This is a genomic window from Aeromonas sp. s8 (assembly GCF_040907785.1).
In the GTDB taxonomy this organism is placed as follows: domain Bacteria; phylum Pseudomonadota; class Gammaproteobacteria; order Enterobacterales; family Aeromonadaceae; genus Aeromonas; species Aeromonas veronii.
Window position 1 is genome coordinate 95,717 of sequence record NZ_JBFOCL010000057.1, and the last position, 15,054, is coordinate 110,770.

At 59.7% G+C, this 15,054-nt stretch carries 5 protein-coding genes, 5 tRNA genes and 1 riboswitch; of the genes, 9 read left to right on the top strand and 1 reads right to left on the bottom strand.

The genetic code is table 11. The features are described 5' to 3' along the window. Positions 1-41 precede the first annotated feature (41 nt). From AB5Y86_RS19825 to AB5Y86_RS19860, 8 genes are all read left to right on the top strand, one after another. Positions 42-2,654, top strand: coding sequence for a glycosyl hydrolase family 18 protein (locus AB5Y86_RS19825; protein WP_368193878.1), 2,613 nt, complete (start codon positions 42-44; stop codon positions 2,652-2,654). Positions 2,655-2,727: 73 nt separating this feature from the next. Further along, complete coding sequence (locus AB5Y86_RS19830) at positions 2,728-5,709, top strand: M66 family metalloprotease (RefSeq protein ID WP_368193879.1); 2,982 nt, start codon at positions 2,728-2,730, stop codon at positions 5,707-5,709. A gap of 79 nt (positions 5,710-5,788) precedes the next feature. After that, complete coding sequence (locus tag AB5Y86_RS19835; RefSeq protein WP_368193880.1) at positions 5,789-7,705, top strand: glycoside hydrolase family 19 protein; 1,917 nt, start codon at positions 5,789-5,791, stop codon at positions 7,703-7,705. A gap of 790 nt (positions 7,706-8,495) precedes the next feature. Further along, positions 8,496-8,571, top strand: a tRNA-Ala gene (locus tag AB5Y86_RS19840). A gap of 28 nt (positions 8,572-8,599) precedes the next feature. After that, positions 8,600-8,675: transfer RNA gene (locus tag AB5Y86_RS19845), tRNA-Ala, on the top strand. 65 nt (positions 8,676-8,740) lie between these two features. After that, positions 8,741-8,816: transfer RNA gene (locus AB5Y86_RS19850), tRNA-Ala, on the top strand. Between the two features lie 48 nt (positions 8,817-8,864). Continuing rightward, positions 8,865-8,940, top strand: a tRNA-Ala gene (locus AB5Y86_RS19855). Positions 8,941-8,974: 34 nt separating this feature from the next. Beyond that, positions 8,975-9,050: transfer RNA gene (locus tag AB5Y86_RS19860), tRNA-Ala, on the top strand. A 171-nt stretch (positions 9,051-9,221) separates the two neighbouring features. Here AB5Y86_RS19860 and AB5Y86_RS19865 read toward each other — a convergent pair. Next, positions 9,222-11,411, bottom strand: coding sequence for an ExeM/NucH family extracellular endonuclease (locus tag AB5Y86_RS19865; RefSeq protein WP_368193881.1), 2,190 nt, complete (start codon positions 11,409-11,411; stop codon positions 9,222-9,224). Positions 11,412-11,704: 293 nt separating this feature from the next. Then, positions 11,705-11,787, top strand: a riboswitch (cyclic di-GMP riboswitch). A 149-nt stretch (positions 11,788-11,936) separates the two neighbouring features. Between AB5Y86_RS19865 and AB5Y86_RS19870 the strand changes: the two genes are divergently transcribed. Further along, positions 11,937-14,933, top strand: coding sequence for a glycosyl hydrolase family 18 protein (locus tag AB5Y86_RS19870; RefSeq protein ID WP_368193939.1), 2,997 nt, complete (start codon positions 11,937-11,939; stop codon positions 14,931-14,933). The last annotated feature ends 121 nt before the right edge of the window (positions 14,934-15,054 follow it).

Genomic DNA, 15,054 nt, shown 5'->3' on the forward strand with positions numbered 1-15,054 from the left:
CGTTGCCCTTTCGTTTTTCCAATAACGAAAAGGAAAGCAATATGCTAAGTCCAAAACCTGCACTGCTGGCCATGATGGTCGGCACCCTGCTCGCCTCCTCCGCCGCTTATGCGGCAGCTCCCGGCAAACCCGCCATCGGTTGGGGCCCCACCAAGTTTGCCATCGTCGAAGTCAACCAGTCCGCGACCGCTTATAACGAGCTGGTCAAGGTGAAGGATGGCGCCGATGTGACCGTCACCTGGAATATCTGGAACGGCGATATCGGCCAGAGTGCCAAGGTGCTGCTGGATGGCAAGGAGGTGTGGTCCGGTCCCTCTTCCGCCGCGGGTACCGCCACCTTCAAGGTGCACAAGGGGGGCCGCTATCAGATGCAGGTCGCGCTGTGCAACGGCGATGGCTGCACCCTGTCTGATGCCAAGGAGATCGTGGTCGCCGATACCGATGGCAGCCACCTTGCACCGCTCAAGCCTGCCCTGCGGGAGAATAACAAACCCTATGTCAACAAGTCCGGCAAGGTGGTCGGCACCTACTATGTGGAGTGGGGGGTCTATGATCGCAACTTCACCGTGGACAAGCTGCCGGCCCAGAACCTGACCCATATCCTCTATGGCTTCACCCCGATCTGTGGCGGTGATGGCCTCAACGACAGCCTCAAAGAGATTGCCGGCAGCTTCCAGGCGTTGCAACGAGCCTGCGCCGGGCGCAAGGATTTCCAGGTCGCCATTCACGATCCCTGGGCCGCGCTGCAAAAAGGGCAGGGGTCACTGGTTGCCTGGGATGAGCCCTACAAGGGCAACTTCGGTAATCTGATGGCCCTCAAACAGGCCTATCCGGACCTGAAGATCCTCCCCTCCGTCGGTGGCTGGACCCTCTCCGACCCCTTCTTCTTCATGCATGACAAGGCCAAGCGTGACGTGTTCGTCGCCTCGGTCAAGGAGTTCCTGCAGACCTGGAAGTTCTTCGACGGTGTCGATATCGACTATGAGTTCCCGGGCGGCGACGGTGCCAACCCCAATCTGGGGGACAAGACCAAAGATGGGGAAACCTATGTGCTGATCATGAAGGATCTGCGCGCCATGCTCGACGAGCTGGAGGCCGAGACCGGTCGCACCTATCAGCTCACCTCCGCCATCGGTGCCGGTTACGACAAGATTGAGGATGTGGATTACAAGGCTGCCCAGCAGTACATGGATCACCTCTTCGTGATGAGCTACGACTACAACGGTGCCTGGAGCAATACCTCCCTGGGTCATCAGGCCAACCTCTATCAGGCTACCAACGGCTCGGCCAACAAGCGCTACAACACTGATGCAGCGGTACAGCAACTGCTGGCGCAAGGGGTCGACTCCGAGAAGCTGGTGATCGGTGCCGCCGCCTACGGTCGCGGCTGGAAAGGGGTGAGCGGATATCAGGGCAACGATCCCTTCACCGGCACCGCCACCGGCAAGATCAAAGGCACCTGGGAAGATGGCGTGCTGGATTATCGCCACATCGTCAACAGCCATATGGGCGCAGGCTGGGAGTACAACTACGACGAGACTGCCGAAGCGGCCACCCTGTTCAAGCCCTCCACCGGCGAGCTGATCACCTATGACGACGAGCGCTCGGTCAAGGCGAAAGGCCAATACGTGCTGGCCAACAAGCTGGGCGGGCTCTTCTCCTGGGAGATCGATGCCGACAACGGTGACATCCTCAACGCCATGCATGAAGGTCTCGGTCACGGTGAAGGGGTCACTCCGCCAGCCAACAAGCCGCCAGTAGCCAACGCGGGCAGCGATGTGGCGGTGACCGGCCCGGCTACCCTGACGCTGGATGGCTCCGCTTCTCACGACCCGGAAAATGGCACCCTCACCTATAGCTGGAAGCAGGTCTCCGGCCCGCAGGCCGCTCTGCTTGATGCCACTCAGGCCAAGGCCCGGGTTGTACTCGATGCAGTGTCCGCCGACATCAATCTGGTGTTCGAGCTGACGGTGACCGATGACCATCAACTGACCGCCAGGGATCAGGTGGTGGTGACCAACAAGGCGCCGCAGCCCAACCTGCCTCCGGTGGTGACTTTGCCTGCCAGCGTCAAGGTGGAAGAGGGCAAGCAAGTGACCATCACCGCCAAGGCATCCGACCCCAACGACGACGAGCTGATCTACCAGTGGCAAGTGCCTGCCGGTATCACGGCGACCGGCCAGAACAGCTCCACCCTGGTGGTCACCGGCCCGGCGGTGGATGTCGAAACCGGTTATGACCTCTCTGTGACCGTCTCCGATGGCGCACTCGACGCCAACGCGGCAACCCGCCTCACCGTTACCCCGATCAACGAAGGCGGTGAGGGTGGCTCTTGCAACACCACAGATCCGGAAGCAGCCAACGTTCCCGCATGGCAGGCCAGCAAGGTCTACAACGGCGGTGACAAGGTGAGCCATAACCAGCTGGTATGGCGTGCCAAGTACTGGACTCAGGGCAATGAACCGAGCCGCGCCGCCGATCAGTGGGCGCTGGTGAGTCAGGTTGATCTGGGTTGGAACGCAGCCGTTGCCTACAACGGCGGGGATCTCACCAACCACAACGGCCGTCAGTGGAAGGCCAAGTGGTGGACTCAAGGCAATGAGCCGGGCAAGCACGATGTCTGGCTGGATATCGGGGCAGCAAGCTGTAACTGAGGCCTCCTCACCGATGACGGGGCATGGCGACATGCCCCTCATTCCCGGTAGCAATATGAACGAGAACCCGACAATGACCACAAATGTGACCCGAATCGCTGCCCTCATCATGGCAACCCTGGCGGCTGGCCCCCTGTCTGCCACCACCTCGCACCTGATATTCAATGACACGACACCGCAAAGCGATCTGACCGGCAGTCTGGCTGCCAGCGTGCAGTTTGCCCAGAGCCAGATCCTGCCGTCTCATCCCAAGGAGGGGGATCGCCAACCCATCCTGACCAGCCTGCGCAAGAGCCTGCTGCTGGTGAAACCGCTCCAGGCCGATGGGGTGACCCCGATGACGGTGGAGGCCCGTGACGGCAGTGGCACGCTGCTGGGCACCCTGACCTTGTCACCGCCATCGGCGCTGCCCGAGACTGTCTACCACCTCGCGGGGGTTCCCGAAGGGGGAGTGAGCTTCATCCCAGAGAGCGGCACCACAGCCGTCATCAGCAGCAGTGCTGATTTGGCCAAACTGAACGACAAGAGCGGCGCCTTCCTCAAGGATCGGTTGACTGGTCGAGCGCTGGTGGAGATCCAGACCGCCGACGGCCGCTGGGTTCGGGATATCTACCTGCCCGTGAGCCCGGAGCTGGAGGGCAAGATGGTGCGCTTGCGTTCCAGCGCAGGCTACAACTCGACAATTTTCTATGGCGAGCGGCAGGTGACCGTCTCCCGTGGCCAGACCCTGCAGTTCAAGTTTGCCAATGGGCAGTGGTTCCGCGAGGGGGAGCTGGAGAACAACCGCATCACCTATGCAGCGAATACCTGGAGCGGCGAGCTGCCTGCCGAGTGGATCCAGCCCGGACTGAACCTCTCCGTTCGTCAGGGCAATCTCAGTGGTGAACTGCGTGACATCAAGGTCGGCGCCCCCGGCGAGCTGCTGCTGCACACCATCGACATCGGCATGCTCACCCCGCCACGGGATCGCTTTGCCTTTGCCAATGACAAGGAGGCACATCGCGAATACTTCCAGACCATCCCGGCCAGCCGGTTGATCGTCAGTCAGTATGCACCGCTCTCCCTGCCTGAGGTGATGCTGCCCAATGGCACCCTGCTGACCGATTTTGACCCGAGCGAGGGGGGTTGGCATGGCGGCACCATGCGCCAGCGCATCGGCAAGGAGCTTATCTCCCACGGCATCGACAATGCTAACTACGGCATCAACAGCAGTGCCGGTGAAGGGGAGGGGAGCCATCCCTTTGTGGTGGCCCAGCTGACGGCGCACAACAGTCGCGGCAAGTATGCCAATGGGGTTCAGGTGCACGGTGGTTCCGGTGGCGGTGGCATCGTCACGCTGGATGATTCGCTGGGCAACGAGTTCAGCCACGAGGTGGGTCACAACTTCGGCCTTGGCCACTATGTAGATGGTTTCCGCGGCTCGGTTCATCGCAGTGCCGATCAGCTCAACTCCAGTTGGGGCTGGGACAGTGACAAACACCGTTTCATCCCCAACTTCTCGCCGACCCGCACCAATGAGGATGCCTGTCTGGATGGCCAGTGCCAGCCACCGTTCGATGGCCGCAAGTTTGGGCACGATGCGATGGCGGGCGGCCGCCCTCTCTCCGGCGCCAACCGTTTCACCCTCTATACCCCCAATTCGGCCGCCATTATACAGCGTTTTCTGGAGAGCAAGGCGGTGTTCGATGCCAACTCGGCCACCGGCTTTAGCAAGTGGAACAGTGCGACGGCCAGGATGGAGCCCTATCAGCACACAATCGAGGGGATCGAGAAGGTCGATGCCCCCATGGATGCCCTGAGCGAGGCAGGACTGAGTGCCCTGCTGGCGGATTACGGCTTGGTCAGGGTCGCCATGTGGGACGGTCGCTGGACTCGTGATATCCGGGTGCCGGTTGCCTCTGCGGACAACCGGGGACGCAGTCTGACCATCGATCACGGGGCAGGTTACAACAGTCGCCTCTTTATCAACGGCAAGGAAATTGTGGTGAACCGGGGCTTCAAGAAGAGCTTCACCTCGGATGGCCAGAGCTGGGTGGAGGTCTCCCTCATCGATACCAAGGTTGCGCGCAAGCCCGAGCAATTCGGCGTGCCGGTGACCACCCTGGTGGGCTATTACGATCCGCAAGGAGCCCTGCGCAGCTACATCTATCCGGCGCTGCACGGCGCCTACGGCTTCACCTACCCGGATGACAGCAGCACCCTGTCCGGCAATGACTGCCAGTTGCAGGTGGAGACCCGCGATGGTCTGCAGCGCTTCAGGCTGGCCAATCACAGAGCGGCCAGTAGCGTCATGAACAAGTTCCACATCAACCTGCCCACCGCCAGCGAGCCCGGTCGCGCCACTATCCAGTGCCGTGGCCAGACACTGGTACAGCAGAGCTTGTTGCCACCGCAGCAGACCCTCTCCTTTACCGTCAACGGGCGGCCGCTGGAGCAGGGCGTGGTTGAGAACCAGCCTCCGGTAGTAACCGTGCCGGCACAACTCGGCGGCATCGGCGGTGAGTGGCTGACCATCACTGCCGAGGCGAGCGATCCCGAGGGGGATGCACTCAGATACCGCTGGCACTTCCCGGCGGGCTGGCAGGCGGAAGGCGAGACCAGTGCCAACCTGCGTCTGCAACCGCCAGCTGTCACCACCAGCGAGCAACATGAGCTGAGTGTGAGCGTCTCGGACGGGGTACACCAGAGCGAAGGGCGTGTCGTGTTGACGCTGGCGCCCGTGGTCGATGGCTCTTGCAACACCACAGATCCGGAAGCGGCGAATGTTCCCGCATGGCAGGCCGGCAAGGTCTACAACGGCGGCGACAAGGTGAGCCACAACCAGCTGGTATGGCGTGCCAAGTATTGGACTCAGGGCAATGAACCGAGCCGCGCCTCCGATCAGTGGGCGCTGGCGAGTCAGGTTGATCTGGGCTGGAGCGCTACCGTTGCCTACAACGGCGGTGAGCTGACCAACCACAATGGCCGTCAGTGGAAGGCCAAGTGGTGGACTCAAGGCAACGAGCCGGGCAAGCACGATGTCTGGCTGGATGTCGGGGCGGCAAGCTGCCCCTAGGTTGAGTCCATGATGAAGATGGCGGAGCCTGTTCAGGCGGGTTCTGCCTTTTGCCACAAAACCATAGAGAGCAACAATAATGAAAAAAAACCGCATCACCCTTCTGCTTGCCAGCATGATGCTGAGCGGCCACCTGTGGGCGGCCGAGGCATACGACATCAACAAATCCTATCCGGGCGGTAGCCAGGTCAATTACAACGGCCAGGTTTTCGAGGCCAAGTGGTGGGTCAACCCGGGTCAGACTCCCGGCATGGCGGCCGCCAATGAGTGGGATACCCCGTGGAAGCTTGTCGGCGAAGGGGAAGTGACCCCGCCGGACACCGGTGGCGATGACAAACCCAATCCGCCGACACCTACCCCGCCGGATGGCAGCACCACCCCCGTCTATATGAGCCAGGCCGAGCTGGATGCCAAAGAGAAGGCGCTGACCGACTTCCCGGCGATGGAAGCGGTCAAGGCTTCCATCGCTACCCGGGACAATCTGGTAGTCGAGGCGGTGCAGCCGGGCCGTGCCGACAACCCGGGCAACGTCAAGCGGGTCGAAAGCCTGCTGAGCGAGAGCCAGTTCAACTACCTGTTCCCGCTGCGCGCCCCCGAGTACACCTATCGCGGCCTGCTGCAGGCGGCGGCCAAGTTCTCGGCCCTGTGCAGCGACTACAGCGATGGCCGCGATGCCGATGCTATCTGCCGCAAGACGTTGGCGACCATGTTCGCTCACTTCGCCCAGGAGACCGGCGGCCATGAAAACTGGCGCCCGGAGGCCGAGTGGCGTCAGGCGCTGGTCTACGTGCGCGAGATGGGATGGAATGAGACCATGCGCGGCGGTTACAACGCCGAGTGCCGCCCCGATGTGTGGCAGGGTCAGCAGTGGCCGTGCGGTACGTTCGACAATGGCGAGTTCAAGAGCTACTTTGGCCGCGGCGCCAAGCAGCTCTCCTACAACTACAACTACGGCCCCTTCTCCGAGGCGATGTTCGGTACGGTGCGCACCCTGCTCGACCGGCCAGATCTGGTGGCCGACACCTGGCTGAACCTCGCCAGCGCGGTGTTCTTCTATACCTATCCGCAGCCGCCCAAGCCCTCCATGCTCCATGTCATCGATGGCACCTGGCAGCCGAATGACCATGACAAGCAGAACGGTCTGGTGCCGGGCTTCGGGGTCACCACCCAGATCATCAACGGTGGGGTGGAGTGCGGCGGCCCGGTCGAGCACGCCCAGTCCCAGAACCGCATCAACTACTACCGCGAGTTTGCCAACTACCTCGGAGTGGCGGTGCCATCCGACGAGGTGCTGGGTTGCAAGAACATGAAGGTGTTTGACGACAATGGCGCCGGTGCCTTGCCCATCTATTGGGAGCAGGACTGGAGCTATGTGGCAGAGAACCCCAACGGCGGCAAGAGTTACGCTTGCAAGCTGGTGGGCTACCAGACCCGCTTCAGCGCCTTCAAGGCAGGGGATTACAGCCGCTGTGTTCAGCACTTCTATCCGGAGGTGGTGATCGAGGATAACGGCGGTGGCACCAACCTGCCACCAGTGGCCAATATCACTGGCCCGGCGCAGGCCGAAGGTGGCAGCAAGGTGACTCTCTCCGGCCAGCACTCCAGCGATCCGGAAGGCAAGCCGCTCTCCTATGCCTGGACTATCCCGGCTGGAGCTTCTGCGCCTGCGCTGGATCAGGTGACGCTGGAGTTGACTCTGCCCACGCCGGCCAGCGATACCAAACTGGACATCAAACTGACGGTCACAGATGAAGGCAATCTGAGCCGCAGCACTACCCATAGCCTGCTGGTGAAAGGGGAGGAGGGGGGCGTAACGCCGCCTGACTATCCGGCCTATAAAGAGGGGATTCCCTACAAGGCGGGTGAGCGGGTCAGCAACGGTGGTGCCAGCTACGAGTGCAAACCGCACCCCTACACCGGCTGGTGTGCAGGTGCTGCCTGGGCTTATGAGCCGGGCAAGGGTACGGCCTGGGCCGATGCCTGGATCAAACTCTGAGCCGTTTCAGGGTTACAAGGCTTGCCGATTAGCCAGCGCACTATCCAGTGCAATGACAATCCGGAGCAATAAAAGATGGGGCCTGCGGGCCCCATTCTTGTTTGGTGGAGTTCAGGTTTGGCCGTGGAACATCTGGCCCGGACAGGACAGCGCCTCGAGAGGGCTGTGTGATGATGTGTGTTGTTTTTTTATTACATTTTCCGTGAAAGGCTTTCAGCAATTACTTGCCGTAGCGGAAGTAGTATTCACGGGTGGAGGGGGCATAGGCATCTTTCTCTACAACGCCGTTCTTGGTGGTTGCACCGCGCAGGTGGAACAGGACTGCCAGATTCTCAAACATGGTTTACCTCATCGCTCTGTCATTTATGGTTATGGTGTGTGACCTGGGTCACGGTTTGATCCTATGGTCATTTGTGAGCCAGATCAACTTTCTGTGTTGTAAATTTACAAAAATCATGGAAAGGGTTTTCAAATGCAATGCCCTTTATGGAAAGGCTTTCCCGAGGTGACGGGGGAGAAGCTGATTACCAGCCAGCATAGAGAGGTCTGAGAGCGGGGGGCGTTGCACGGGGAAAGAGGCTTGCTGCACGGCCTCTCCTGTATAGGTGCTTGAGCCGATTTGTGACATAAAACAGAGAGATAGCACGCGCCTTGCTGGTAAAAACAGCGAACTGCTGCAATTTTGACTAAACGAATCAGTCGCGGTTATTTTAGGGTTGACAGCAAAGCGGGTGATGCCTATCATGCGCCTCCGTTGCCGGAGATAACTTCGTCAGCGCCGAGGTGAGTTGGGGTTATAGCTCAGCTGGGAGAGCGCTTGCATGGCATGCAAGAGGTCCGCGGTTCGATCCCGCGTAGCTCCACCAAATTCTCCTCGAACAATCTGGAATCAAAGGGGTTATAGCTCAGCTGGGAGAGCGCTTGCATGGCATGCAAGAGGTCCGCGGTTCGATCCCGCGTAGCTCCACCAGATTCTTGATTGTTTTATTGAATACCCAGGGCAGTGTGGTGTGTATCACCCAAGCCGACCTTTGTGGGGTTATAGCTCAGCTGGGAGAGCGCTTGCATGGCATGCAAGAGGTCCGCGGTTCGATCCCGCGTAGCTCCACCATTATTTAGGATGAATGGCCGCCAGAACCATTCATTCAGTACCGAATTTGGGGTTATAGCTCAGCTGGGAGAGCGCTTGCATGGCATGCAAGAGGTCCGCGGTTCGATCCCGCGTAGCTCCACCAAATTAAGAGTGACTGCTGGTCATTCACACAAATCGGGGTTATAGCTCAGCTGGGAGAGCGCTTGCATGGCATGCAAGAGGTCCGCGGTTCGATCCCGCGTAGCTCCACCAAATTCTTGTTACAAGAAACAAAAAGGCCACCGCATCGCGGTGGCCTTTTTGTTTTCTCCATCATTTATTTTCTCCATACGTCCGCCCCTTTCATTTGTACATCCAATGACCTGAATGAAAAAGCCCGCGAGAGTCGCGGGCTTTGCTTGCACTATTCAGATGCGCTTGTGGTTAACGGCGACGTCGCCAGGCCAGCGGTAACAGGGCCAGCAGGCCGAGTCCCAGTGCACCACCGCCTGAGGAGGTGTCCGGTTTGGTGGCATCGCTCTCCAGTCTCAGGTCGACGATGATGGGATCATGGTCGGAGGCACTGAAGGGGTTGTCAGACTTGAGCAGGGAGCCGGTGTACTTGCTGCCGTATTCGAACAGGGAGCTTTCGAAGGAGTTGATGTGCCAGTCGGCGACACCTGCCACCTTGCTGACCAGCGCCGGGTTGGCGAGGGCATAGTCCAGGGTGCCCAGCTCCCCGTCGTAGCTGTAGGAGATGGCTTTCTCCTTGTTGAATTTGACGTTGAGATCGATCAGGCCGTAGCTGCGAGTCACTTCGCGACCGAGCTGTTCATAGGACTGCTCACCGATAAAGGTGTGGGAGGCCGATACGATCTTCCGCTCGCTGGTGGCCGGGTTGTAGTCGGTCAGCACCCGGATCGGATCTTCCTTGGCGTAGGAGTTGAAGTCGCCCACCAGCAGCACCTGGCCCGGCAGTTTGCTGACCGCCTCACCCAGCACCTTGGCGGCAGAGACCCGGAACTCGGTGCACTTACCCTGCAGGTCGGCCGGTTCTGTCTTGCCATCGCCATTTTCGTAGCAGCCTGACCCCTTGGATTTGAGGTGGTTGACCACCAGTGTCAGCGGCTCCTTGCTCTTGGCGAGGGTGAAGGTCTGAACCAGAGAATCGCGCTGACCAGCTGTCTTGGCTACACCACCAGTGGTGTAGCGCTGCTCCGGCAGCTTGATGACGCTGGCATCTCCGCTGGGGGTGAGCAGGGCAGGGCGGTAGATCATCGCCACCATGATGGCGTCGCCGCCGAAGAACTTGCCATCGGTAAGGGCAGTTACCGGCAGACGCACATAGGCGTAGTGTTTGCTCGCATCCTTCTGCTGTTCGTTGAGGCGGGTCACCAGATTGTGGAGGGCCGAGTTATCCTCGAAGCCGTTGTTCTCCATCTCCATCAGGCCGAGCAGATCGGCATCCATTGCGGTGATGGCATTGACGATCTTGGTGCGCTGCTTCTCGAACTCGGGCTGGCTCTTGGCACCCCGGTTGCAACCTTTGGCGTTGTCGGCATCCGCTTGATCCTTGCACAGGATATTGAGTGCGCCGCCGATGCTGGAGTGACTGGTGAAGTAGTTGAGCACGTTGAAGCTGCCGATCCGCAGATCGCTGCCAGAGAGGCGAGCCGGCGCGTCTTGACGATCCTCTTCAGGGCTGCGCAGCAGGGCGCCGGCAGTCAGGGTGATATCGCTCGGTACTACCAGACGGAAGGCATCCTTGTTATAGACGATTACCCCCTCCAGCCCGGTCAGTTGATCACCGATGCGCAGATATCCCTGATCGGCATCCCAGCTCGGGAACCAGGGCAGTACGCCATCCAGTGCTTTGTAATCAGACTCAACCACCAGACGGTTGCTGCCATTTTTGGTGGCTAGTGCGACAGCGTCCGCACTGTTGGCAACATGAAGTTGGGTCGGTTTGATCAGCGGGGTTTTGTGGGCCAACTCTACGTTGTTGCGATAGACCTTGTAGTCGAAGCCGTAGTTGCGGATCAGGTGCAGGTCACTGCTGCTGTCGAGACGTACCCGCATCCCTTCGTGGCGATTGAGCGCTTGAGCCAGCGTCTCCCCTTCATTGACCTGCAGTACGCTGGTCGGCACATTCAGCCCTTGTGCGGTGACTTGCAAGTGGGCTTTTTTGGTGGCCTTGTCGACTAACGGGGTCAGCTGGGTGCCGCCGTAAAATTCTTGCACCTGTGCTTCCAGACAGACTTCGCTCCCCGGTTTGATGTCTTTATATTTGGTCGCGAAGTCCTTGTCGTTCAGATAGACAAAGATGCCATCAGAGGTGGCCGGATTGCCATCGCCCACCGGGTCGGTCAGATAGAAACCCTTGGTCAGGCTTTGGCCCAGCGTCGTCACGATACCGCGAACGTTGAAGGTGCCCGTGCTGATTTTACCGGTCACATTGCCGTTCTTGTCGGTCACGGTCTGGGTGGCCAGCGCGCTGGCGGAGCCTGTGCCCTGAATGGTCGGGATGGGGGTGAGTTGAGCCGGATCGGACGGGCAGACAAATGCCGCATGGGCGCCTGAGGATGCAAGCGCCAGCCCCACGGCCAGCGACAGCAGGGTACGAGTACCTTTCATAGGTGTTCCTTTTTTATTTTTGCCAGTGATTCCATAGCCTTGGCTCGTTGACCAAGGGCGCGCATTGTCACATTTCTGGCATGTCATACCAGTGAGCCAACGCACATTAAACGAATCTGGGAAGATGAGGAAAAGCGTTTTTATGATCCCAGTAACAGTATGATTTTTTTGATAATTCAATCAATTCTAACCCTGTGATCATGACGCTTTCGTGGCAGGGGATAATTCTCTTTGAGAATAAAGATTGAGGGGATCTTGTCGCCTTCCTATACTGGGTTCGTTCCTCACGGAACCCAGGTAAAGGGCAAACCGGCAGTGATGTCGGGGCGCAATGCTTCCGGTCTCGATCGTGGATCCAGATAGCGGGGTTTCCCTGGGTGAGGGGTGGTTTTTGTGGCCGGTCCATTGCCAGTTGTCTGCGCCCATCATGCAGGTTGCGATCGTTCTTTGCCTTGGTGACCAATGCCAAGACAAAACAAGGAAGATAACAATATGCAACAGCTCTTCAGACCCAGCAGGCTTGCCATGCTGGTCGCCCTTGCGGCTGCGCCCGCCTGGGCTCAGGCCGCTTATCCCGCCTATAAATCCGGTACTGCCTACAAGGCTGGCGATATCGTCAGCAACGTCGGTGCCCTCTACGAGTGCAAAGAATTTCCCTATTCAGGCTGGTGCGGGGCATCCCCCTATCACTATGAGCCGGGGGGAGGTGTAGTCTGGGCCGATGCCTGGAAGCCCTATGGTGGCGAGGTGCCCCCTCCTGCGCTCGGTGTGGCAGTCAGCTCACCGGCTGCTGGTGCCAGCTTCAACGAAGGTACCAGTGTGGCGCTGGCGGTGACCTTGAGCGGCCCGGTAACGGCCTTGGCCCGGGTGGAATATCTTGTCGACGGCACGCTGGTCGCCACGGCGAACACCTCGCCCTGGAGTGCCAGCTGGAGCGCCGCCGGAGTGGGGGCCCATACCCTCAAGGCTCGCGCGCTGGATAAAGATGGCAAAGTGCTGAGCGAAGCGGATTCGAGCTTCAACGTCGCCGCCGTGGTCGCGCCAGAGGCGCCCAAGGCGAGCATCAGCAGCCCGGCCAATGGAGCCAAGATGACGCTGGGTCGCAGTGTGGCGGTGAGCGGTAACGTCACCGATGCCAACAACGATGTGGCCAAAGTCGAGCTCTATGTCGACGGCAAGAAGGTGGGCGAAGATACCACTGCCCCCTGGCAGGTGAACTGGACACCGGATGCCAAAGGCAGTGCCGCCCTCAAGCTGGTGGCCACTGACAAGACCAATCTGAGCGGTGAGTCGGCGGCGGTGACCGTCAATGTCGAGGAGGCCGCGCTGCCGCCCACCGGTGGCAACCTCTCTTGTGACATTCGCCAGATCTATCGCCCGGATGGCTACGAGTGCATGGGGGATGACCATGCCCGCCGGGTCATCGGCTACTTCACCTCCTGGCGCACCGGCAAGAACGGCCTGCCCGCCTATCTGGTGAGCGATATTCCATGGAACAAGATCACCCACATCAACTACGCCTTCGCGGCGGTGGATGAGCAGAGCCACACCATCAAGGTGGACGATGCAGCCACCAAGATGACCTGGGATGGCGTGCCGAGTGCCGAGATGGATCCTGAATTTGCCTACAAGGGCCACTTCAACCTGCTGTCGAAATACAAGAAGCAGTATCCGGACGTGAAGACCCTCATCTCGGTCGGCGGCTGGGCCGATACCCGCGGCTTCTACACCGCCACTACCAAGGGGGACTGCTCGGTCAATACTGCCGGTATCAACACCCTGGCTGACTCGGCGGTGAGTTTTATCCGCCAGTACGGTTTTGACGGGGTCGATATCGACTACGAATACCCCACCTCGATGAAGGATGCGGGCAATCCCAACGACTTCCCGCTCTCCAACCAGTGCCGGGCCAAGCTGTTTGCCAACTACGAGGTGCTGATGAAGACCTTGCGGGCGCGGCTCGACAACGCTGGTAACGAAGATGGCCGCAAGTATATGCTGACCATCGCCTCACCGGCCTCGGCCTATCTGCTGCGCGGGATGGAGAACTTCCAGGTCACCCAATATCTCGACTACGTCAACCTGATGACCTATGACTTCCACGGCGCCTGGAACCACTTTGTCGGTCACAACGCGGCCCTGTTCGACAACAATGCTGACCCCGAGCTCTCCCATTGGGGCGTCTATACCCAGACCCAGTTTGGCGGTATCGGTTACCTCAACGCCGCTTGGTCTGCCCACTACTTCCGCGGTGCGCTGGCGGCTGGCAAGATCAACGTTGGCGTGCCCTATTACACCCGCGGTTGGCAGGGGGTAAGCGGTGGCAGTCACGGGTTGGGTGGCAAGGCAGCCCTGCCGAGCCAGAACGAGTGCCAGCCGGGCACTGGTGGCAGCACCATTCCGTGCGGCAACGGGGCGGTCGGCATCGACAACATCTGGCATGATCTGGACAAGAACGGCAAAGAGATCGGCGGTGGCGCCGTGCCCATGTGGCATGCCAAAAACCTGGAGCATGCAGCCAGCCTCGGCATCACCACGCTGCCGAGTTATGGCACTGCCTGGGGTCTGGATCCCAACAATCCGGCTCACGTGATGCAGGGCAAGTATGTGCGTTACTACGATGAGAAGGCCCACGCGCCCTGGCTGTGGAACGAAGAGAAGAAGGTGTTCCTCTCAACCGAAGATGAAGAGTCCATGGGCCACAAGCTCGACTACATCATCAAGCACGGTCTGGGTGGCGTGATGTTCTGGGAGATGGCGGGTGATTACGCCTTCGATCCGGCCAAGAACGAGTACGGCATGGGCAGTACCCTGACCACCCTGGCTTATGAGAAGTTTGCCAAGGCAACTCCGTACAACACCAAGCAAAACGATCTGGCCGCGCCGAGCACCCAGCTCGACATCCAGATCAGCCTCTCCGGCTTCAAGGAAGGGGACTCCAACTACCCGATCAACCCGAAACTCAAGCTGGTCAACAAGTCGACCCAGACTATTCCGGGCGGCGCGCGCATCGAGTTTCTGGTGCCCACTTCCACCTCTGACACCATCACGGATCAGAGTGGCATGGGCCTGAAAGTGGTGGAGAGCGGTGGCAACGACAATTCGGAAGGCATTGCCAATGAGAAGGACTTCCACAAGGTCGCCATGAACCTGCCGGGATGGCAGACTCTGGCACCGGGGGCCGAGATTGAAGTCGCCATGACCTACTACCTGCCCGCCGCTGGCGTACCGAGCGGTATGCGCATCATCAGCGGCAGCCAGACCATTGGTCTCAAGGCCGAGTTCCCGACCCTGCCGGAGGCCGTGCTGGGCTCGGGTGGCGGCGAGAATCCGGGCACCAGCTGCAGCAGCCAGAACGTCAATCCGGCGGCCTACAAGGCCTATCCGAGCTGGCCGCAGGGGGATCATGCCAATGGCGGCGATCGCATTACCCATAACAAGGTAGTGTGGCAGGCGAACTGGTGGACCAGCAGCGAGCCCAAGGCAACCGATGGCAGCTGGAAGTCTGTCTGTAGCTATTGATTTTAAAATCAATGAGATAAGTGAGGCTTCGGCCTCACTTTTTTTGTCTGGTTGGTCGCTCTGGTTGAAAATGCGCCTGCCTTTCCTGGCGGGCAGCCTCTATAATAGAGTCGATTAATAA

Excerpts from the sequence above, each read along its gene's own strand:
- AB5Y86_RS19825 (WP_368193878.1), top strand. The coding sequence starts at position 42 with ATGCTAAGTCCAAAACCTGCACTGCTGGCCATGATGGTCGGCACCCTG.
- AB5Y86_RS19830 (WP_368193879.1), top strand. The coding sequence starts at position 2,728 with ATGACCACAAATGTGACCCGAATCGCTGCCCTCATCATGGCAACCCTG.
- AB5Y86_RS19835 (WP_368193880.1), top strand. The coding sequence starts at position 5,789 with ATGAAAAAAAACCGCATCACCCTTCTGCTTGCCAGCATGATGCTGAGC.
- AB5Y86_RS19865 (WP_368193881.1), bottom strand. The coding sequence starts at position 11,411 with ATGAAAGGTACTCGTACCCTGCTGTCGCTGGCCGTGGGGCTGGCGCTT.
- AB5Y86_RS19870 (WP_368193939.1), top strand. The coding sequence starts at position 11,937 with ATGCTGGTCGCCCTTGCGGCTGCGCCCGCCTGGGCTCAGGCCGCTTAT.